Source organism: Achromobacter insuavis (genome assembly GCF_902859645.1).
GTDB classification, from domain to species: domain Bacteria; phylum Pseudomonadota; class Gammaproteobacteria; order Burkholderiales; family Burkholderiaceae_B; genus Achromobacter; species Achromobacter insuavis.
The window spans coordinates 63,821-84,054 of sequence record NZ_CADIJR010000014.1 but is presented as its reverse complement, the minus strand read 5'-3'; the positions used below and the strand labels follow the sequence as shown (position 1 = coordinate 84,054).

14 protein-coding genes are annotated in these 20,234 nt (G+C 68.4%); 5 read left to right on the top strand and 9 right to left on the bottom strand.

Features of this window, described 5'->3' with window-relative positions; genetic code table 11:
* Positions 1–14 precede the first annotated feature (14 nt).
* Both H0523_RS10545 and H0523_RS10540 read right to left on the bottom strand, forming a co-directional pair.
* The gene (locus H0523_RS10545) at positions 15–2,945 is read right to left on the bottom strand and encodes a ribonucleoside-diphosphate reductase subunit alpha (protein ID WP_054432833.1); all 2,931 of its coding nucleotides are present in this window, start codon (positions 2,943–2,945) and stop codon (positions 15–17) included.
* Positions 2,946–3,248: 303 nt separating this feature from the next.
* A complete protein-coding gene (locus H0523_RS10540) occupies positions 3,249–6,755 on the bottom strand; it encodes an indolepyruvate ferredoxin oxidoreductase family protein (RefSeq protein ID WP_054432856.1) in 3,507 nt (1,168 codons plus the stop codon).
* Positions 6,756–6,893: 138 nt separating this feature from the next.
* On the opposite strand from H0523_RS10540, the gene H0523_RS10535 reads away from it, so the two are divergent.
* Positions 6,894–7,343 carry an Lrp/AsnC family transcriptional regulator gene (locus tag H0523_RS10535; RefSeq protein ID WP_006388620.1) on the top strand — a complete coding sequence of 150 codons (450 nt, stop codon included), beginning with the start codon at positions 6,894–6,896 and terminating at the stop codon, positions 7,341–7,343.
* A gap of 259 nt (positions 7,344–7,602) precedes the next feature.
* Here H0523_RS10535 and H0523_RS10530 read toward each other — a convergent pair whose 3' ends face one another.
* Entirely contained in the window at positions 7,603–8,583 is a 981-nt protein-coding gene (locus H0523_RS10530; RefSeq protein WP_054432832.1) for a Bug family tripartite tricarboxylate transporter substrate binding protein, read from the bottom strand.
* Positions 8,584–8,735: 152 nt separating this feature from the next.
* Complete coding sequence (locus tag H0523_RS10525) at positions 8,736–9,587, bottom strand: alpha/beta hydrolase (protein ID WP_054432831.1); 852 nt, start codon at positions 9,585–9,587, stop codon at positions 8,736–8,738.
* A gap of 74 nt (positions 9,588–9,661) precedes the next feature.
* Between H0523_RS10525 and H0523_RS10520 the strand changes: the two genes are divergently transcribed.
* The 3 genes from H0523_RS10520 to H0523_RS10510 all read left to right on the top strand — a co-directional run bounded on the left by H0523_RS10520 (position 9,662) and on the right by H0523_RS10510 (position 12,578).
* On the top strand, positions 9,662–10,561 hold the full coding sequence (locus tag H0523_RS10520; RefSeq protein ID WP_054432830.1) for a LysR family transcriptional regulator: 900 nt from the start codon (positions 9,662–9,664) through the stop codon (positions 10,559–10,561).
* A gap of 189 nt (positions 10,562–10,750) precedes the next feature.
* The gene (locus tag H0523_RS10515) at positions 10,751–11,257 is read left to right on the top strand and encodes a hypothetical protein (RefSeq protein WP_054432829.1); all 507 of its coding nucleotides are present in this window, start codon (positions 10,751–10,753) and stop codon (positions 11,255–11,257) included.
* 127 nt (positions 11,258–11,384) lie between these two features.
* The gene (locus H0523_RS10510; RefSeq protein ID WP_054432828.1) at positions 11,385–12,578 is read left to right on the top strand and encodes an MFS transporter; all 1,194 of its coding nucleotides are present in this window, start codon (positions 11,385–11,387) and stop codon (positions 12,576–12,578) included.
* 94 nt (positions 12,579–12,672) lie between these two features.
* Here the strand turns inward: H0523_RS10510 and gltX are convergent, their stop codons facing one another.
* Positions 12,673–14,079, bottom strand: a complete 1,407-nt coding sequence (gene gltX / locus H0523_RS10505) for a glutamate--tRNA ligase (RefSeq protein ID WP_054432827.1) — start codon at positions 14,077–14,079, stop codon at positions 12,673–12,675.
* A 120-nt stretch (positions 14,080–14,199) separates the two neighbouring features.
* Here gltX and H0523_RS10500 point away from each other — a divergent pair, with 120 nt between their 5' ends.
* Entirely contained in the window at positions 14,200–16,641 is a 2,442-nt protein-coding gene (locus H0523_RS10500) for a bifunctional acetate--CoA ligase family protein/GNAT family N-acetyltransferase (protein WP_054432826.1), read from the top strand.
* An 85-nt stretch (positions 16,642–16,726) separates the two neighbouring features.
* Here the strand turns inward: H0523_RS10500 and H0523_RS10495 are convergent, their stop codons facing one another.
* The 4 genes from H0523_RS10495 to H0523_RS10480 are packed head-to-tail and all read right to left on the bottom strand — an operon-like array spanning position 16,727 to position 20,097.
* Positions 16,727–17,419 (bottom strand): cysteine hydrolase family protein, encoded by a 693-nt coding sequence (locus H0523_RS10495; RefSeq protein WP_054432825.1) that lies wholly within the window; start codon positions 17,417–17,419, stop codon positions 16,727–16,729.
* Positions 17,420–17,428: 9 nt separating this feature from the next.
* A complete protein-coding gene (locus H0523_RS10490) occupies positions 17,429–18,265 on the bottom strand; it encodes an ABC transporter permease (protein ID WP_054432824.1) in 837 nt (278 codons plus the stop codon).
* A 3-nt stretch (positions 18,266–18,268) separates the two neighbouring features.
* The gene (locus H0523_RS10485; protein ID WP_054432823.1) at positions 18,269–19,081 is read right to left on the bottom strand and encodes an ABC transporter ATP-binding protein; all 813 of its coding nucleotides are present in this window, start codon (positions 19,079–19,081) and stop codon (positions 18,269–18,271) included.
* On the bottom strand, positions 19,081–20,097 hold the full coding sequence (locus tag H0523_RS10480) for an ABC transporter substrate-binding protein (RefSeq protein WP_054432822.1): 1,017 nt from the start codon (positions 20,095–20,097) through the stop codon (positions 19,081–19,083). Before H0523_RS10480 ends, H0523_RS10485 begins: the two co-directional genes overlap by 1 nt.
* Positions 20,098–20,234 lie beyond the last annotated feature (137 nt).

The window sequence follows — 20,234 nt, the reverse complement described above, 5'->3', positions numbered from 1 at the left end:
TCTCCGGAGGCGGTTTATTGGCAGGCTTCGCACTCTTCGAAGCCGGGGTCGCCCGGCCGCATGGTGCAAACCGCCCCGAGAACTTCGGGTTCCGGCAAAACAGGTGCAGCGGACACGGGGGCGGCGGTGGACTGGCCACCGGCGCTGACGGCGTTCAGTTCGCCGCCGCGTCCCGTCGACTTCTCGGCGCTGGTGGCGCCAAGGGTACGCAGGTAATAGGTCGTCTTCAGGCCACGCTTCCAAGCCAGCTTGTAGGTGTCGTCCAGCTTCTTGCCGGAGGCGCCGGCCATGTAGATGTTCAGCGACTGGGCTTGATCGATCCACTTCTGGCGACGCGAGGCGCATTCCACCAGCCAGCTCGGTTCGACTTCGAACGCGGTGGCGTAGAGTTCGCGGAGTTCGGAAGGTACGCGATCGATGCGGGACAGGCTGCCGTCGAAGTACTTGAGGTCGGCGACCATGACTTCGTCCCAGAGACCGAGTTTCTTCAGGTCACGCACGAGGTAATCGTTAACGACCGTGAACTCGCCGGAGAGATTCGATTTGACGTACAAGTTCTGGAAAGTGGGTTCGATGCACGCAGATACACCAATGATATTGGAAATAGTCGCGGTTGGGGCGATTGCGATGCAATTGGAGTTGCGCATGCCGTGTTGATTGATGCGCGCGCGCAACGCATCCCAATCGAGCGTGCTCGATTCATCGACCTCGACGTGACCACCGCGTTCGTCACGCAGCATCTTCAACGTGTCTTGCGGCAGGATGCCACGCGACCACAGCGAGCCTTCGTACGATTGATAGCGGCCACGTTCTTCAGCCAGCAGGCTCGAGGCCCAGTAGGCGTGATAGCACACGGCTTCCATCGAGGTGTCGGCGAATTCGACGGCGGCGTGCGAGGCGTACGGCACGCGCATCATCTGCAGGCAGTCCTGGAAACCCATGATGCCCATGCCCACCGGACGATGGCGCGCGTTGGAGTTGCGGGCCTTCTCGACGGCGTAGTAGTTGATGTCGATGACGTTGTCGAGCATGCGCATGGCGATGCTGACGGTGCGCTTGATCTTCTCGTGGTCGAGTTCGAAACCGCCGCCGGCGGCGGGCTTCATGTGCGCGACCAGGTTCACCGAACCCAGGTTGCAAACCGCGATTTCCGATTCGTTGGTGTTCAGCGTGATCTCGGTGCACAGGTTCGAGCTGTGGACCACACCGACGTGCTGCTGCGGCGAACGGATGTTGCACGGATCCTTGAACGTGATCCACGGGTGGCCGGTTTCGAACAGCATCGACAGCATCTTGCGCCACAGGTTCAGCGCCGGCATCTTCTTGAACAGCTTCAGGTCGCCGCTGGCAACGCGCGCTTCATAGCCGATGTAGGCTTCTTCGAAAGCCTTGCCGTACTTGTCGTGCAGGTCGGGGCAGTCGGACGGCGAGAACAGGGTCCATTCGCCGCCTTCCATGACGCGCTTCATGAACAGGTCGGGAATCCAGTTCGCCGTGTTCATGTCGTGGGTGCGACGACGCTCGTCGCCGGTGTTCTTGCGCAGTTCGAGGAATTCCTCGATGTCCAGGTGCCACGATTCCAGGTAGGTGCAGACCGCGCCCTTGCGCTTGCCGCCCTGGTTCACCGCCACGGCGGTGTCGTTGACGACCTTCAGGAACGGGACCACGCCCTGGCTTTCGCCGTTGGTGCCCTTGATGTGGCTGCGCAGCGCGCGCACCGGGGTCCAGTCGTTGCCCAGGCCGCCGGCGTACTTGGCCAGCAGCGCGTTTTCCTTGATGGCGTCGTAGATGCCTTCCAGGTCGTCGGAGACGGTGGTCAGGTAGCACGACGACAGCTGCGAGTGCAGGGTGCCCGAGTTGAACAGCGTCGGGGTCGAGCTCATGAAGTCGAACGACGACAGGATCTCGTAGAACTCGATGGCGCGGGCTTCGCGGTCGGTCTCGCGCAGCGCCAGGCCCATGGCCACGCGCATGAAGAACACCTGCGGCAGTTCGATGCGGGTGCCGCGGATGTGCAGGAAGTAGCGGTCGTACAGGGTCTGCAGGCCAAGGTAGCCGAACTGCAGGTCGCGCTTGGCGTTCAGGGCGAGGCCCAGCTTGGTCAGGTCATAGCCGGCCAGGTCGGGCGACAGCAGGCCGCCTTCGATGCCGCGGGCGATGAAGGTGGGGAAGTACTCGGCGTAGCGGGCGGCCATGCCGTCCTGCGAGACTTCTTCGCCCAGCACTTCCTTGCGGATCGTGTGCAGCAGCAGGCGGGCGGTGACCTGGCTGTAGGCCGGGTCCTTCTCGACCAGCGCGCGCGCCGACAGAATGGCGGACTTGAACACTTCGTCGACGGGGATGCCGTCGTACAGGTTCTTGACCGTTTCCTTCAGGATGGCTTCGGAGTCGATGAATTCGGCCAGGCCTTCACCGGCGGCGACGATGGTGGCGCGCAGTTCGGCGATGTCCAGCGGACGGCGGACACCCGCGTCCGTGACGTGCAGCACGTTTTCCTGCGGCGTCGTGTCGGCCTTCTGCTGGCCTTCGGCGGCCGCGGCGGCGGCGCGTTCCTGGGTGCGCTTTTCGCGGTAGAGCACGTAGGCGCGGGCGACGTCATGCTGGCCCGAGCGCATCAGGGCCAGTTCGACCTGGTCCTGGATGTCTTCGATGTGGAAGGTGCCGCCGCCCGGACGGTTGCGCACCAGCGCGTTGACGGCCTGGGTCGTCAGCTGTTCAACCAGCTCGCGCACGCGGGCCGAGGCCGCGCCCTGGCCGCCATTGACGGCCAGGAACGCCTTGGTCATGGCGATGGCGATCTTGCCGGGTTCGAACCCGACCACCGAGCCATTGCGGCGAATGATGTTGTAGCTGGCCCATTGCCCGCCATTGGCGTCGGCAGGGGAATCGGTTTGAGAGGGCGGCACGGCCGAGGGCCGGGTCACAGAGGCGATCGTAGTCTGCATGGAAGCTCCTGTGCGAAAAGCGCGTAGATAGCGACATGACGACGTCATGTCAGGTACGAAATTGGATCTTATTGAGGGGGTCGCAACGCTTGGACGGACGAATCCGTATGGCGTGGCCGACGAGTATCAGCGGTTAGGCGACCACAACATGTAGTGTAGCACCCCTCGTTGGACACTAATTCTAGTGATCGAGTACGACAGCTACAAGAAGAAGATAGGATCAGGTTCCCAAAACATTGTTACTAAATGCACTGGGCGCGCCTAGCAAGGCGCGCCCAGGAGAATGCCGCTCAGCGCGAGTGTTTATGCGGTTTTCCGCAGGGGTACATCGCGCGGGGCAGGCGCCGTATAGCTCTGCATCGAGCGGGCCAGCTCCGTCCTGTACTTCTCGACGTTCGCGGCCTTCACGTGGCCGAAGCCGCGGATGGTTTCTGCAAGGGCGGCGATTGTAGCTGCTTGCGCCAGGTTGTCGCGATTCAACCCTGCGAGCAACTGGTCTATGGTCTGGCGGTACTCGCCCACCAGCGCGCGTTCCATCTTGCGCTCGGCGGTGTGGCCGAACGGATCGAACCAGGTGCCGCGCAGGCGCTTGAAGCGGGTCAACAGCCTGAGCGCGGTCATGGTGCGCGGGCCCAGCGTCACCTTGCGCGGCACGCCGGTGCGCGGGTCCTTGCGCGCGAAGATCGGCGGCGCCATGTGGAAGCGCAGGCTGTAGTCGCCTTCGAACTGGCCCTTGAGCTGGGCCTGGAAGGCTTCGCCGGTGTAGAGGCGGGCGACTTCGTATTCGTCCTTGTAGGCCATCAGCTTGAACAGGCCGCGCGCCACCGCCATGGCCAGGCGCGGTGTCTTGGCGTCGGGCGCCAGCTCGCGTTCGCGCGCGGCGACGCGCTCGACCACGTCGCGGTAGGCCTGCGCGTAGGCGGCGTCCTGGTAGGCGGTCAGGTCGTCGACGCGGCGCGCCACGGCGCGTTCGAAGCTCTCCGGCACATGCAGTTGCACCACCTGGGCGCGCGGGCGCAGCGCGCCGTCCAGCGCGTCGGGCTGGTGCGCGGCCAGGCGGCCGCTGTCGAACGCGGCGCGGTTGGCGGCCACGGCGACGCCGTTCAGTTCGATGGCGCGGTTGATGGCGGCCTGCGACAGCGGCACGCCGCCGCGCTGCCATGCGTAGCCCAGCATGAACATGTTCGACAGGATGCTGTCGCCGAACAGGGCCAGCGCGGCTTCGTGCGCGTCGATGGCGGCGGTGTGATCGTCGCCCGCGGCATGGCGGATCTTGGCCAGCAGCGCCTCCGGCCGCATGGCGGCGTCAGGATTGCGGGTGAAATCAGACACCGGCGCGACGTAGGTGTTGACGGTGACCCGGGTGTGGCCGCGCCGCAGCGCGCCGAGCGAATCGGGCGCGACGGCGGCGACCGGGTCGCACAGGATGGCGGCGTCGGCCTGCTGCCAGTCCAGGCGCACCGGGCCGGCGGCGGCGCCCGCGGGCGCCAGGCGGATGTGGCTGACCACCGTGCCGCCCTTCTGCGCCAGGCCGGTCAGGTCCAGCACCGCGGCCGACAGGCCTTCCAGGTGCGCGGCCATCGAGACGATGGCGCCGATGGTGATGACGCCGGTGCCGCCCATGCCCGCCACCAGCAGGCGGTAGGGACGATCCAGCGCCGGCGCCTGCGGCAGCGGCAGTTGCTGGATCAGGCGCTGCAGGCGTTCCTGGTCGGCCTTGGGCGCGGCGCTCTTCCTGGGCTTGCCGCCCATGACCGAGACGAAGCTGGGGCAGAAGCCTTCGGCGCAGGAGTAGTCCTTGTTGCAGCTGGACTGATCGATGGCGCGCTTGCGGCCGTAGGGCGTTTCCAGCGGCACCACCGACAGGCAGTTCGATTTCACGCCGCAGTCGCCGCAGCCTTCGCACACGGCGCTGTTGATCAGCATGCGGCGGGCCGGGTCGGGGAACTGGTTCTTCTTGCGGCGGCGGCGCTTTTCGGCGGCGCAGGTCTGGTCGTGGATCAGCACGGTGACGCCGGGGATTTCGCGCAGTTCGCGCTGCAGGGCGTCGAGCTCGCGGCGGTGGTGCACCTTGATGCCGGCGCCCAGGTCCACGCCCTGGTATTTCTCGGGCTCGTCGCTGGTGACGACGATGCGGGCAACGTTCTCGCCGCGCAGCTGCTGGCAGATCTGCGGCACCGATATCGGACCATCCACCGGCTGGCCGCCGGTCATGGCGACGGCGTCGTTGAACAGGATCTTGTAGGTGATGTTGGCCTTGGCGGCCACGGCCTGGCGGATCGCCAGGTAGCCGGAGTGGTAGTAGGTGCCTTCCCCCATGTTCTGGAAGATGTGCGGCATCTTGGTGTAGCGCGACAGGCCGATCCAGTCGACCCCTTCGCCGCCCATCTGGGTCAGGCCGCCGGTGTCGCGGTCCATCCAGGCGGCCATGTAGTGGCAGCCCACGCCCGACAGCGCCTGGCTGCCTTCCGGCACCTTGGTCGAGGTGCTGTGCGGACAGCCGGAACAGAAGTAGGGGCGGCGGCGCATGCCGTCGGCGTCGTTGGACAGCATGTCCTGGCAGTCGAAGGTGGCCAGGTCGATGCCGGGCTGCAGGCCGGCGGCGCGCGACAGCCACTGGGCCAGCGGCCGCGCCAGCAGCGACGGGCGCAACTGGCCGGCGGACGGCACCAGCGCTTCGCCGTCGAAACCCTTCTTGCCGACCACGGTGGCGCGCTCGGGCAGGTTGAACAGCAGGTCCTTGAGCTGGGTCTCGACGACGGCGCCTTTTTCCTCGATCACGAGGATGTGCGAGAGGCCGCGCGCGAAATCGAGCATGCGCTCGGCGTCCAGCGGCCAGGTCAGGCCGGGCTTGTAGATGCGCACCGGCGCGTTGGCGGTGACGGTGTCCACGCCCAGGCGCGACAGCGCTTCCATGGCGTCCAGGTGGGCCTTGCCGACGGTGACGATGCCGACGGTGGCCTTGGGCGCCGGACAGGTGAGGCGGTCGATGCTGTGGCGGCGGGCGAAGGCGGCGACCGCCTTCATGCGCAGGTTCATGCGGGTTTCGACCGCCAGCGACAGGAAGTCGCGGGCGGAGTATTCCAGCGCTTCCGGCGGCAGGTCCGGGTCCGCCGGCATGTCGTAGTTGCGCACCGGCGCGGGGGTGAAGGAGTGGCCGCTTTCGATGGTTTCGGACACGGCCTTGAAGGCGACCCAGGTGCCGGAATGGCGCGACAGGGCCCAGCCCCACAGGGCGAAGGTTTCGTATTCGTCGATCGAGGCCGGGTGCACGATGGGCATCTGCCAGCCGATCAGCGAGGCCTCGCTGGCGTGCGGGATCGAGGAGGAGACGGCGGTGTGGTCATCGCCCACCACCACCAGTACGCCGCCGTGGCGCGAGGCGCCGGCGGCGTTGCCGTGGTGCAGGGCGTCGCCGGCGCGGTCCACGCCGGGGCCCTTGCCGTACCACATGGCGAAGACGCCATCGACGTTGCGGTCGGCGCGCACGCCGGCCTGCTGGGTGCCCATGACGGCGGTGGCGGCCATGTCTTCGTTGATGCCGGGCAGGAACGAGATCTGGTTGGCGTCGAGCGCCTTCTGCGCCTTCCACATCGCCATGTCGACGCCGCCCAGCGGCGAGCCGCGGTAGCCGGAGACGAAGCCGGCGGTGTTCAGGCCGCGCTCGCGGTCGACGCGGCGCTGGGTCAGCATGATGCGGACCAGCGCCTGCGTGCCGGTGAGGAAGATGCGGCCGGTCTCGCGGGTGAGGTTGTCGGCGAGCTGGTAGTCGAGGTCCAGCGTGGGCTCGGGGGCGGGAGTGCCGTCCATCATGAATGCTCCTGTAGTCGGCACCATGATAGGTTCGCGCGGCATCGGGTTTATTGCGTTTTCGGATCGTGCTATCCCTATAATTCGCAATGAATATTTCGTGTTCGCGGAATTTCGACCCAAACAGGAGACAAAACGATGGACAAGACCGATATCGGCATCCTCAAGGCCCTGCAGGAGGATGGCCGGGCCTCGGCGCAGCAGCTTTCGGACAAGGTAGGGCTATCGGCGGCGCCGGTGTGGCGGCGGGTGAAGGCGCTGGAGGCCAGCGGCGTGATCCAGGGCTACAGCGCGCAGGTGGATCGCAGCAAGGTGGGGCTGGGCTGTATGTTCGCGCAGATCAGCCTGGAGCGGCATTCGGCGAATACGGTGGAGAACTTCGAGCGGTCGGTGCGGGATGCGCCGGAGATTCTCGAATGCTATGCGGTGACCGGGGATTCGGATTTTCTGCTGAAGATCCTGGTGGAGAGTCCGGAGGCTTATGACCGGTTCCTGCATCGGTTCTTGTTCAATATGCCTGGGATTCGGCAGACGCGGACGATTGTGGCGTTGCGGGAGATCAAGCATGAATTGAAGTTGCCTTTGTAGGGCGGCTTCTTTATCTGTTCTTGCGGCGGATTGGGTTCTTTAGCCGCGAGCGACGGGGCAGGCGGGGGATGGCGGGGCTACGATTGCGGTCCGGAGCCTTCGCTCCGGACTGCCCCGTTGTCATCCTCGTCCGCCTTCGGCTCCCTTCGGATTCCCTCGGGCGCAATCTACACGCCCCGCCATCCCCCGCCTGCCCCGTCACTCGCTCACGATGAGACTTAATGGGCGCTTTTGGGATTGTCTCTATATATAGAGTGTCTTACTGGGGCTGGATGCCGGAGATTTTTATCCATTCCTTCCAGCGGGCGGTGTCTTCCTTGACGAAGGTGTCGAAGCGGGCGGTGTCCATGGCTTCGGGGGTGAGGCCCAGGGCGCGGAGTTTGTCGGCGGTGGCGGGGTCGTTGACGGCGGCCTGGGTGGCGGCGTTCATCTTGGCGACGACGTCGGGCGGGGTGCCGGCGGGGGCGGAGATGCCGAGCCAGCCGGCGACGATGAAGTCGGGGTAGTAGGTCGACATGGTGGGAACGTCGGGCCAGGCGGGGTGGCGCTGGGCGGCGGTGACGGCGAGGGGGGCGAGGCCCTTGCCGTCGATCTGGCCCATGGCGGTCAGGTAGTCGACGAAGGCGAAGCCGATCTGCTTGCCGCGCAGGTCGGTGATGATCTGGGTGATGTTCTTGTAGCCGGCGGCGCCGATGTTGATGCCGGCGCGTTGCTTGAAGAGTTCGGACGGCACTTGCGAGGACGAGCTGTAGTAGCCGAAGAAGACTTCGCCGGGATGCTTCTTGGCGTAGTCGACCAGCTCGGGCACGGTGCGATAGGGGCTGTCGGGGGCGACGATGCCGACGGTGCCGAAGGTGCCGAGCATGCCGATCTGCACGAAGTCCTTTTGCGCGTCGTAGGGCAGGCGCTTGTAGAGGAACTGGTTGGCGGCGTGGGTGGAGTTGGTGGACAGCAGGAAGGTGTAGCCGTCGGCGGGGGCGTTCTTGGCGGCATTGGTGCCGACGATGCCGCCGGCGCCGGGGCGGTCTTCGACGATGATGGTCTGGCCGATCTGCTTGCCCAGGAACTGGGCGAAGGTGCGGGCGGTGAGGTCGGCGGCGCCGCCGGCGGCGGACGGGACGATCAGCGTGATGGGTTTTTCGGGCCAGCCGGCGGCGTGGGATGCGCCGGCAAGAAGCAGGCTGGCGGCGGCGAGCGCGTGGCGCAGGAATGCGCGGGGCGCGAGGGCGGTGAGGGTCATGCTTGTCTCCTGGGGCGGCGGTGGCGCCGTCATGTTCTATGGCTTGCGGTGTGTTTCATGGCGCGCTGAACGCGCGCCGGGTGGATCTGTCTGGGGTTCGTGGGCGGATGTCGGTGGCTGGGTGTGTGTCTGGCGTGGGCGGGCGTCGCGGCTCAGTCGAACTGCTGGCGATACCAGTCGAGGATCGCGTCCGCGCTGACCTGCCATGCGTCGCCGTACATCATGCAGTGCGGCTGTCCGGCGAGGACGGCGTGGGAAAAGCCGAACAACTGCGCGATGGCGCGGTCCTGGCCGGGCGGGTGGCGGTCGTGGGTGTCCAGGCCGGCCTCCAGGCACAGGCCGGGGGCGGTGACGGCGGCGGGGTCGACGGGCACGCGCAGCAGGTAGCGGTCGTTGAGCACGCGCGGGCTTTCGGGGTTGAGGCGTTGCATGACGGCGCTGACGTCGCGCGTCGGCGAGGTGGCCAGGAAGCGGGCGCGGATCTCGCTGGCGGCGGGCACGGCGCGCACGGTATCCGCCGGCACGGGCGGCAGGCCCAGCGCGCCGGGCAGGTTGGCGGGCGGCGAGGGCGCCATCAGCACCACGCCGGCGACGGCGCGCTGGCTGGCGGCCAGCAGCGCGGGCAGGGCGCCCATGCTGTGACCCACCACGACGGTGGGCGCATCCAGCAGGTCGAGCGCGCTGACGACGTCGGCGGCCAGGTCGGCGATGTCGGCGTCGATGAAGCCGGGCGCCTGCGGCAAGGGGCCGTGGCCGCGCACGTCGATGGCGGCGCAGGCCAGGCCGGCGCGGGCGAAATGGTCCAGGTAATGGGCGTAGCACCAGGCGCCGTGATAGGCCCCGGGCACGAGCAGCAGGCCGGGCCTGCCGTTGGGCGCGGCGGCGGTCAGCAGCCGGCCCTGGCCGGCGGGGCGGACGGGCAGCCGGTCGGCCAGGCTGAAGTCGAGCGGGTCGACGGCGCGGGCGGCGGCGGGGGAAAGGGTCGCGGTAGTCATTGCGGCCATGTTAAGTGCCGCCCTATGATGAGAAAACTTTATTTTTCCTATGATTTGATAAGTTCCTCAAATCAGGTGCCACGATGCCCGCCTTGCCCGAACTCTCCATTGCGCACTACCGGCACTTCCTGCTGGTGGCCGAATTGCGCAGCTTCCGCGCCGCCGCCGCGCGCGCGTTCCGTTCGCAGCCGGCGCTGTCGCTGTCGATCCGTGAAATGGAGCAGCGCCTGGGCCAGCCGCTGTTCGAGCGCGGCAACGGCAACGCGCTGACGCGCTTCGGCCAGGACTGCCTGCCGCTGGCGCGCGAACTGGTCGAGCACCATGACCGCGTGGCGGGCACGCTGGCGGGGCTGGCCAGCAACGAGGCCGGCACCCTGACGATGGCCTCGGTGGCGACGGTCGCGACGCATTGGCTGCCCGAGCTGGTGGCGGCCTACCGCGAGCGGTTTCCGGCGGTGGCGCTGCGCCTGTTCGACGACAACTCGGAGGGCGTGGAGCGCATGGTGCTGGCGGGCGAGGTCGAGCTGGGCGTGTGCAGCCCGGTGCTGCGCGACCGCCGGCTGGCGTTCGAGCCGCTGCTGCGCGATGCCTTCGGCCTGGTCTGCCACCGGGGGCATCCGCTGGCCGGCCGCAAGTCCGTGACGTGGCGCGAGATCGCCGGGCTGCCGCTGGTGGGCACGGTGGCGCACCGGCAACTGGCGGACTATCCGCAGGCCGCGTTCATGATGGAGCGCCAGGTGTTCGTGTCCAACATGATGTCGCTGCTGGCGATGCTGGAGCGCGGCGTGGGCGTGACGGTGCTGGCGCGGCTGGGCGTGCCGCCGGATTCTCCCGGTCTGGTTTTCGTGCCGCTGGCCCGGCCGCGCATCGAGCGCGAGCTCGGCATCACGCGGCTGGCCGGCCGCAGCTTGTCGCCGGCCGCCGCGCGGATGGAGGAAATGCTGCGCGCCAAGGCCGCCCGCGGCGGCCGCAGTGTCGCTTGAAACCAACGCATTTTTGCGCGTTGAGGCCTTAAAACACGGGCTTTGCGGCGGGGACTGTTGCGCAATTGCACACGGCGCGGATCGTCGTTGATTCTTCCGTGGCGCGTCTTTAGAGTGCGTGATGTTTGCTGCGCGAGGGGCGTGCCGATCTGAACGGCGCGGCGCGTCGACAGACGTGTTGAGGAAGTCATGAGCAGTGTGTATTTGCGTTCGGCGGGCGTGGCTTGCGCCCTTCTGATCCTGGCCGGTTGCGTCACCCGCAAGCCCGCCGCCATTACCGAGGCCCAGCCGGAAGGGCCGCCCAAGCCGATCGCGTGCGTGCCCGCCAAGAGCGGTGAACCCATGGTCGGCACCTGGTATTCGAATTCCAAGCCAAAGGGCGTCAGCGGCGACCTGCAGGCGCTCACGGTGCTGTATCCCGACGGCCGCATGGCCTATGAGACGCAGCTGAAGATCGGCCGCAAGACCCGGCCGGCGCTGCGCGAGACGGGTTGCTGGAGCGTGGTGGACGGCGTCTACACGATGCAGACCACGCAATCGAACGGCGAGCTCGTCGATGCCGGCGATCCGATCTACATCAACCGCTACCGCGTCGAGAAGGTCGAACAGGCCAAGCTGACGCTGCGCGAGCTCAGGAGCGGTGGCCAGGTCGTGACCGCCCGCCGCATGCCGCAGGGCTACCGCCTGCCGTATTGATCCCCGGGGCCGTCCGGCCGCTGGCCGGACGTAACGCCGGGCGGACGCAATCGCGCCGCCGGCGTCGCCAAGCGCCCGGGGCTGCGGTAAGGTGCGGACTTCGTCCTCCATCCGCCGCCGGCCCTCCATGCCCGCCCTCTCTTCCGAAGCGCGCGCCATTGCGCTGCTTGCCCTGGCCGCTTTCGTCAGCGCCAGCGCCTTCCGTATCTGTGATCCCATGCTGCCGCAGCTGGCCGCCGAGTTTGGCGCCTCCACCGGCCAGGCCGCGCGCGCGGTGACCGCGTTCGCGGTGGCCTACGGCGTGCTGCAGATGTTCTTCGGCCCGGTCGGCGACCGCTACGGCAAGTACCGCGTCGTCAGCGTGGCGACCTTCGCCTGCGCGCTGGGCAGCGCCGGCGCCTTCGCGGCCGAGACGCTGGACGCGCTGGTGTTGTGCCGCGCGCTCTCGGGGGCCGCTGGCGCCGGCATCGTGCCGCTGTCGATGGCCTGGATCGGCGACACCGTGCCCTACGAGCGCCGCCAGGCGACGCTGGCGCGGTTCCTGACCGGCACCATCCTGGGCATGGCGGCCGGCCAGCTGGCCGGCGGCCTGTTCGCCGACACGCTGGGCTGGCGCTGGGCCTTCGCGGCGCTGGTGGGCGGCTACCTGGTGGTGGGCGCGCTGCTGCATCGGGAAGTGCGGCGCCAGCGCGCGCTGGGGCTGGGCGTGGTCGATCCGAACGCGCCGCGCCAGGGTTTCGTGGCGCAGGCGCGGCTGGTGCTGGGCACGCCCTGGGCGCGGGTGGTGCTGGCCACGGTGTTCATCGAGGGCCTGCTGGTGTTCGGCGCCCTGGCGTTCGCGCCGTCCTACCTGCATGAACGCTTCGATATTTCGCTGACCGCGGCCGGCGCGCTGGTGGCGGTCTACGCGGTGGGCGGGCTGCTGTACACGGTGGTGGCGGGCCGCATCCTCAAGCGGCTGGGCGAACGCGGCCTGGCGGTGGCGGGCGGGCTGGTGCTGGGGGTGGCCTTCCTGTCGTACCTGTTGGGGCCGGTATGGCTGTGGAGCCTGCTGGCCAGCGTGCTGGCGGGCTTTGGCTACTACCTGCTGCACGCGACGCTGCAGACCAATGCCACCCAGATGGTGCCGTCGGCGCGCGGCACGGCGGTGGCCTGGTTCGCGTCCTGCCTGTTCATGGGGCAGGCGGCGGGCGTGGCGCTGGCCGGCTCGGTGGTGGACGAGGCCGGCGCGGCGGTGCTGTTCGGCGGTTCGGCCGTGCTGCTGCCGTTGCTGGGCGCGTTCTTCTCGCGGGCATTGAAGACGCGGCCCAAGGCCGCCTAGGGCGACGGCAGCCGCGCGGCGCCGGCCCGCGAGGCCAAAGAAAAGCCCCGAACGGCCAGGCCGGACGGGGCTTTTTCGTGGACGGGAAGTCCGATCAGATGGCGGCCAGGCGCTTGATCACGACGTCCTTGCCCAGCAGGGCCAGCACCGCGTCGACGGCGGGCGTCTGGGTCTGGCCGGTGACGGCCACGCGCAGCGGGATCGCCAGTTGCGGCATCTTCAGGCCGCGGTCGGCCAGCACCGCCTTGATCAGCGCCGAGATGGCCTCGCGGGTCCAGTCGGCGCCCTGGGCGCGCTGGGCGAAGTCGGCCAGCGCCTCGCGCGCGGCGGCGGTCAGGTGATGTTCGACCAGCTCCGGCGCGGCCGGCTTGAATTCACCGCAGAACAGCATGGCGCCGTCGGCCAGCTGTTCCAGGGTCTCGGCGCGGTCCTTGAGCAGGCCCATCACGCCCGGCAGGTCGATCTTTTCCGGATAGCCGCCGCGATGGGCGACGCGCGGCGCCACGCGTTCGGCCAGTTCGGCGTTGTCCATCTGCTTGATGTAGTGGGCGTTGACCCAGTTCAGCTTCTTCGGGTCCCACTGCGAGGCCGACTTGGACAGGTGGCGGGTGTCGAACCATTCCACCAGCTGGTCGCGGCTGAAGAGTTCGTCGTCGCCGTGGCTCCAGCCCAGGCGCGCCAGGTAGTTGATCATGGCCTCGGGCAGGTAGCCCTCGTTGTCGTATTCCATGACGTTGACCGCGCCGTGGCGCTTGGACAGCTTTTCGCCGTCCGGGCCGAGGATCATGGGCACGTGGCCGTATTCGGGCAGGGTGGCGCCCAGCGCGCGCAGGATGTTGATCTGGCGCGGGGTGTTGTTGACGTGGTCGTCGCCGCGCAGCACGTGGGTGATGCCCATGTCCCAGTCGTCCACCACCACGCAGAAGTTGTAGGTGGGGGTGCCGTCCGGGCGCGCGATGATCAGGTCGTCCAGCTCGGTGTTGTCGAAACTGATGGGGCCCTTGACCATGTCGTTCCAGGCGGTGGCGCCGTCCTGGGGATTCTTGAAGCGCACCACGGGCTTGCGGCCTTCGGGCACCGGCGGCAGGGTCTTGCCGGCCTCAGGGCGCCAGGTGCCGTCGTAGCGCGGCTTGTCGCCGCGGGCGCGGGCCGCCTCGCGCATGGCCTCGACTTCCTCGGGCGAGCTGTAGCAGTGGTAGGCGGTGCCGGCGGTCAGCATCTGCGCCACCACTTCGCGGTAGCGGTCCATGCGCTGCATCTGGTAGAACGGGCCTTCGTCCGGCTGCATGCCGAGCCAGTCCATGCTGTCCAGGATGGCCTGCACCGCTTCCGGCGTGGAGCGTTCGACGTCCGTGTCTTCGATGCGCAGCACGAATGTGCCCTTGTGGTGGCGCGCGAAGGCCCAGGAGAACAGCGCGGTGCGGGCGCCGCCCAGGTGCAGGAAGCCCGTGGGCGAAGGCGCGAAGCGGGTACGGATGGGGGAGGAGGCGTTGGAAGTCATAGGAACCAATGATAGCGGCAGCGGCGCCACGAAGCGGCGGCGGACCCGGCCTGGATCAAGCGGACGTGGGGGTTGTCTTGTTACGATGAACGCTATTTTAGATTAGTGCCTGTTCCCGCCATGCTGCGACACGCTCTTGCCCCGATGTTCGAACCCGGTTCGCTGGTGATCGTCGCCGATCGGCCGCTGCCGGCGGCGGGCTCCCTGTCGCCCGCGCTCAAGGCGAAAACCACGGTGGTAGCCTGCGAAACCGGCGCCGCGCCCGACCTGCCGGCCGCGCTCCAGGGCCTGGCCGCCGGCGAGCGGCCCGATCTGGCCCTGGTTTGCGTCTCGCCCGCCGTGCTGCCCGAGACCCTGCGCCGGCTGGCGCCGCTGGCGCCGCGCGCGGTCATCCTGCTGCCGCACGAGCTGCCCGATCCGTATCCGCGCGGCACGCTGGCGCTGTGCCGCGCCTGGGCCGAGGAAAACCGCTGCGAACTGCTGGGGCCGCGCTCGTTCGGCGCCCAGCGGCCGCATGCCGGCCTGAACCTGAGCCAGCACCCGGTGCTGGCGCGCGCCGGCCGCGTGGCGCTGCTGGCGCAGTCGCGCTCCATCATGGCGGCCGTCATGGACTGGGCCGAGGACGTGCACATCGGCTTTTCCACCGCCGTGTCGTTGGGCGACGAGGCGGTGGTGGGCCTGTCCAAGGTGCTGGACTACCTGGCCAGCGACCCGCGCACCGACAGCATCGTGCTGTACCTGGAAGACGTGGGCCCGGCGCGCGAATTCATGAGCACGCTGCGGGCCGCGGCCAGCGTCAAGCCGGTCATCGTGCTCAAGGCCGGCCGCGCCGACACCGACAGCGCGGACGCCATCTTCGATGCCGCCCTGCGGCGCGCCGGCGCGGTGCGGGTGCGCTACTTCGTGCAGCTGTTCTCGGCGGTCAAGGTGCTGGGCTACACGCGCCGTCCCAAGGGCCGGCGCGTGGCGCTGATCTCCAACGGCAGCGGGCCTCCCCAACTGGCCATGGACCTGATCGGCCCGGACGCCGCGGTGCTGCGGGCCGACCTGGCGCCGGCCACGCAGCGCGCGCTGGCGGCGATGCTGGAGCCGGACGCGGCTAGCACCAATCCGGTCATCACCTACGTGCCGCTGACGCCGGAACGCATCCGCGCCATTCTCGACGTGGTGCTGGACGACACCGGCGTGGACGGCGTGCTGGTGCTGCTGGCGCCCGACGCGCTGGCCGACATGCCGGCGGTGGCGCGCGAGCTGGCGCTGATCGCGCCCAAGGCCAAGAAACCGGTGGTCACCTGCTTCATGGGCGATGCCGGCATGCGGCCGTTGCGGCGCATGCTGGACGATGCCGGCACCTCGGCGTTCCGCACGCCCGAATCCGCGGCCGACGCCTTCGGCGTGCTGGCCACGCACCACTACAACCAGCAACTGCTGCTGCAGACCCAGCCGCCCGAGCCGGCCACCCACGTGCCCGACCTGGGCGCCGCCCGCGAGATCCTGGCGCGGGTGCGGGCCGATTGCCGGCGCGAACTGAACACCGCGGAGATCCGCGCGCTGCTGGCGCTGTTCTACGTGCCGCTGCGCGACATGCCGGTGGACGTGGCGGCCGCCGAGCCGGAGTCCCGCCCCATGGCGATCCGGGTGCGGCGCGATCCGCAGTTCGGGCCGGTCATCCGCTTCGGCGCCGGCGGCCCGGACGCGGTGTTGTCGCAATCCGATCGCGGCATCGACCTGCCGCCCCTCAACGGCTTCCTGGCGCGCCAGATGATCGAGCGCAGCCGCCTGTGGCGCCGGGTGCTGGCGCCGCGCGTCGGTCACCTGGCCGCCGAGGCGCTGCAGCAGGCGCTGGTGCTGGTCTCGGAGATGGTGTCGGAGCTGCCGGACATCGAGACGCTCGACATCGATCCGCTCTATGCCGGCGAAACCCATCTGCGCGCCGGCGGCCTGCGCATGATGCTGGCCGAGACGCCGGGCTGCGAGACGCCGCAGACCGCCGGTTATCCACACATGGCGATCCACCCGTACCCGGCGCGCCTGGTGCAGGTGCGCCGCTTCGCCGACGGCATCCCGTGGGTGCTGCGGCCGATCCGCCCCGAGGACGGCCAGCCGCTGCAGGACTTCATCCGCGGCCTGTCGGAGCGTTCGCGCTACATGCGCTTCGTGTCGATGATGCGCGAGCTGACGCCGCGCATGGTGTCGCGCTACACCCAGGTGGACTACCACCGCGAGCTGGCGCTGGTGGCCGCCACCCAGGTGCCCAACCCGGCCAACCGCGGCCATCCGCACGAAGTGCTGGTCGGTTTCGCGCACTACCTGCGCAACCCCGACGGGCGCGGCGCGGAATACGCGCTGGTGATCGGCGACGATTGGCAGCGGCGCGGCCTGGGCCGCCAGCTGATGACGGCGCTGATCGACGCGGCGCGCGAGCAGGGGCTGGAATACATCGACGGCCTGGTGCTGTCGACCAACCGGCCGATGCTGTCGCTGATGACCAGCCTGGGGTTCACCAACGATCCGGATCCGGAGGACCCGACCATGCGGCGGGTCTGGCTGGACCTGGACTGAGCCGGCGCCGGCCGGTGCCGGCGCCGTATCCCTGGCGGACCGCGCCCTGTCCGCGGCGGCATCTCCCGCCTGATATCAGGCCAAATCAGGCCGTCTTGCGCGCGGCCTGCGCCGGCCGCAGCCGCGTCGACACCTCATCCACCGACAGCACGTCGCCGAAGAAAAGCAGCCAGCCATGCAGGGCGTTTTCGTGCTCGGCGGGCGTCACCGCGGCCAGCGCGTCGTCCACCATGATGGTGCGGAAGTCGCGCATCATCGCGTCGCGCGCCGTCGATTCGCAGCAGACGTTGGTGACCGTGCCGGCGATCAGCAGCGTGTCCACGCCGCGTCCGCGCAGCAGCGGCTCCAGTTCCGACGAGCCCGTGGCCATGGCGCTGTAGAAGCGCTTGGTCACGCACAGGTCGCTGTCGGCCGGCCGCAGGTCCGGATGCAGGGCGAAACCCGGCGCATCGCGGCGCAGGGTTTCCAGGCGCCGCGCGCTGCGCTCCGGCGTCAGCATTACGCCATGGTGGTGCGACCAGAAGGCGTCGGCGTTGTCGGACGCGGTCTGCACCCAGACCACCGTGCCGCCGGCCGCGCGCACCGCGTCGCACAGGCGGTTGACCGGCGCGATGATGTCGCGCGCCGCGGCGCATTCGCCCTGATAGCCAGGCAGCGTGAAGTACTGCTGCATGTCGATCACCACTACCGCGGTGCGGGCGCCGGGCAGGCTGTCGTAGGGATGCAGGCAGCCCTGGCGGGCGATGACGCGGTCCTGGACCCATTGCGGAATCTGCATGGCGGTTCCTTATCCGTAGCGCCGCGCCACGGCGGCTTCGATGCGGTACACCACCAGGTACATGACGCTGGAGATCAGCGCCAGCATGGCGATGGCGGTCATGACGATGTTCAGCTTGAAGACCTGGCTGCCGTTCATGATGAGAAAGCCCAGGCCCGAGTCGGCCGACTGGAATTCGCCGACGATGACGCCCACCAGCGCCAGGCCGATGTTCATCTTCACCGCGGCGATCAGGGTCGGCACGCTGCCGGGCAGCACCACCTTGGTCAGCACCTGCCAGCGGCTGGCGCCGAAGGTGCGGGCCAGCTTGACCTTGTTCAGGTCGATGGCGCGAAAGCCGGCGTACACCACCATGATGGTCACGAACACCGCGATCGCCACGGCCATGCCGTAGACCGCGTAGTCCGAGCCCAGCCACAGGTAGAAGATCGGCACGAAGGCGATCTTGGGCATGGCGTTGGCCACCACCAGGAACGGATCGAGCACCTTGTACAGGAAGTCCGACCACCACAGCGCAGCGGCGACGATGATGCCGATCACCATGCTGAGCGTGAAGCCGACCAGCGTGGCCGACAGCGTGGTGAGGATGTGGTGCGCCAGGTTGCCCTGGCTCCACAGCTCCAGGAAGGTCGGCCACAGCGCGCTCGGATAGCTGGTCAGCAGCGGGTTCAGGATGTGCATGCGCGGCAGGATCTCCCAGGCGCACAGGAACACCACCAGCAGCAGCGCCTGGGCGATGCGGATGTTGCGGCGGCGGGCGCGGTCGCGCCGCAGGTAGTCCTGGTACTTCTGGCTGGGCGCGGGCACGGCGCGCAGCGGCACGGTGTTGGCAATCGGTGCGTTCACGGCTCAACCCTCCACATGGACGTCCAGCTCGTCCCAGAGCTGCTTGAAGTAGGCATTGAATTCCGGCCGCGAGCGGGCCTGGAACGGCGTCGGCCGCGCGCCGTCGCCATAATGGATGCGGTATTGGCTCTTGAGCCGGCCGGGCCGGCGCGACAGCACGATGACGCGGTCGGTCATGGCGATGGCCTCGCCGATATCGTGGGTCACCAGCACCACCGTCTTGCCTTCGCGCCGCAGGATGTCGACGACCTCGTCGGAGATCGCCAGCCGGGTCTGCGAATCGAGCGCCGAGAACGGCTCATCCAGCAGGATCACGTCGGGCTCGGTCACCAGCGTGCGCGCCAGCGCCGCGCGCTGGCGCATGCCGCCCGACAGCTGGCGCGGCGTGTGCGACAGGAACGCGCCCAGCCCGCACTTTTCCAGCAGGTGCACGGCCCGGGCCTCGCTGCGCGCATCGCGCCGGCCCTGGATCTCGGCGCCCAGCATGACGTTGTCGAGAATGGTGCGCCACTCGAAAAGGTAGTCCTGCTGCAGCATGTAGCCGATGCGCGGATTGGGTTCGGTGACCGCCTGACCGTCGATCATCACCGTGCCCGAGGTCGGCGCGTGCAGGCCGGCGATCAGCGACAGCAGCGTGCTCTTGCCACAGCCGCTCTGGCCGATCAGGCTGACGAATTCGCCCGGCGCCAGCGCGAACGACACCTGCGACAGCGCTTCGGTCTCGCCCTCCGGCGTGAAATAGCTCAGGCAGACATCGCGCAGTTCGATCTTGGAGGTGGCCGGGTCCGGCTTGAGGTTGTGGACGACGGCGCTCATCACGGCACCTTCCTGGCGAAGTCGGCCACCACCACGTCTTCGTATTTGACGCGGGCGCCGTCCTTCATCACCGCGCTGGCGATCAGCATGTCCTGCAGCTGGTTCATGGCCTCGGCCGTCACCAGCGGCGTGGTCTTCCAGATCTGGTACTGCTTGTAGCGTTCGATGGCGTCGGTCACCGCGGCCGCGTCCATGCCGGGGAAGTAGGTCATGATCTGCGGCGCCAGCGTGGCCGCCGGCGTGTCCTTGACGTATTTCTCGGCGCGCGCCACCACATTGGTCCAGGCCTGGATCACCTTGGGGTTGTCGCGGATGTACTTGTCGGTGGCGGTGAAGACCGTGTAGTCCACCTGGCCGACCTCATGGCCGACCGAGGCCACGATGTAGCCCTTGCCGTTGCGCACCAGTTCGCCGGCCTCGGGTTCCAGGAAGATGCCGTACTCGCCCTGGCCGGCCATCCAGGCGCCGGCGCGCGCGGGGATGCCGATGTTGTTGAGCAGCTTGACGTCCTTCTGCGGGTCCAGGCCGTGCTTGCGCAGCGCGGTCTCCAGGAACACGATGGGGTTCGACCCGGGCCGGAAGCCGATCACCTCCTTGCCCTTGAGCATGCTCCAGTCGAACTTCTCGACCGGCTTGCGCGCCAGCAGGAAGAAGCCGTCGGTGGCGGTCAGTCCGGCGAAGATCTTCGGCTTGACTGGCGATTCGCTGTTCTGCACGTAGATCGAGGCCTCGGGCCCGATCAGGACGATGTCGGCGCTGCCGGACAGCAGGGCGGTCATGCCCTTGTCGGTGCCCTGCGAGGTCTTCATGGACACGTCCAGCCCGGCGTCCTTGAAGTAGCCCTGCGACAGGGCGACATACTTGGGCACGTAGAGGATGGAGCGGACCACCTCTTCGTAGCGCACTTTCACGGGGGGATTCAGGGCTTCGCCTTGGCTGGCGAAGGGGGCGAGCGCGGCGGCGCACGCGGCAAGCAGCGCCACGGCTGCCGGGCGGGGCGATGGCAAGGGCTTCACGGGACTTTCTCCTGCGTCTGAATGCCTCGCCGAAACCCGGCGCGACACGGCCAATGGGATGGATCGACTGCAACAACAGGGAAGCCCGAACACTTTCTCGCCCGGGCCGATACGGCGTGATTGAATACTATATTCAA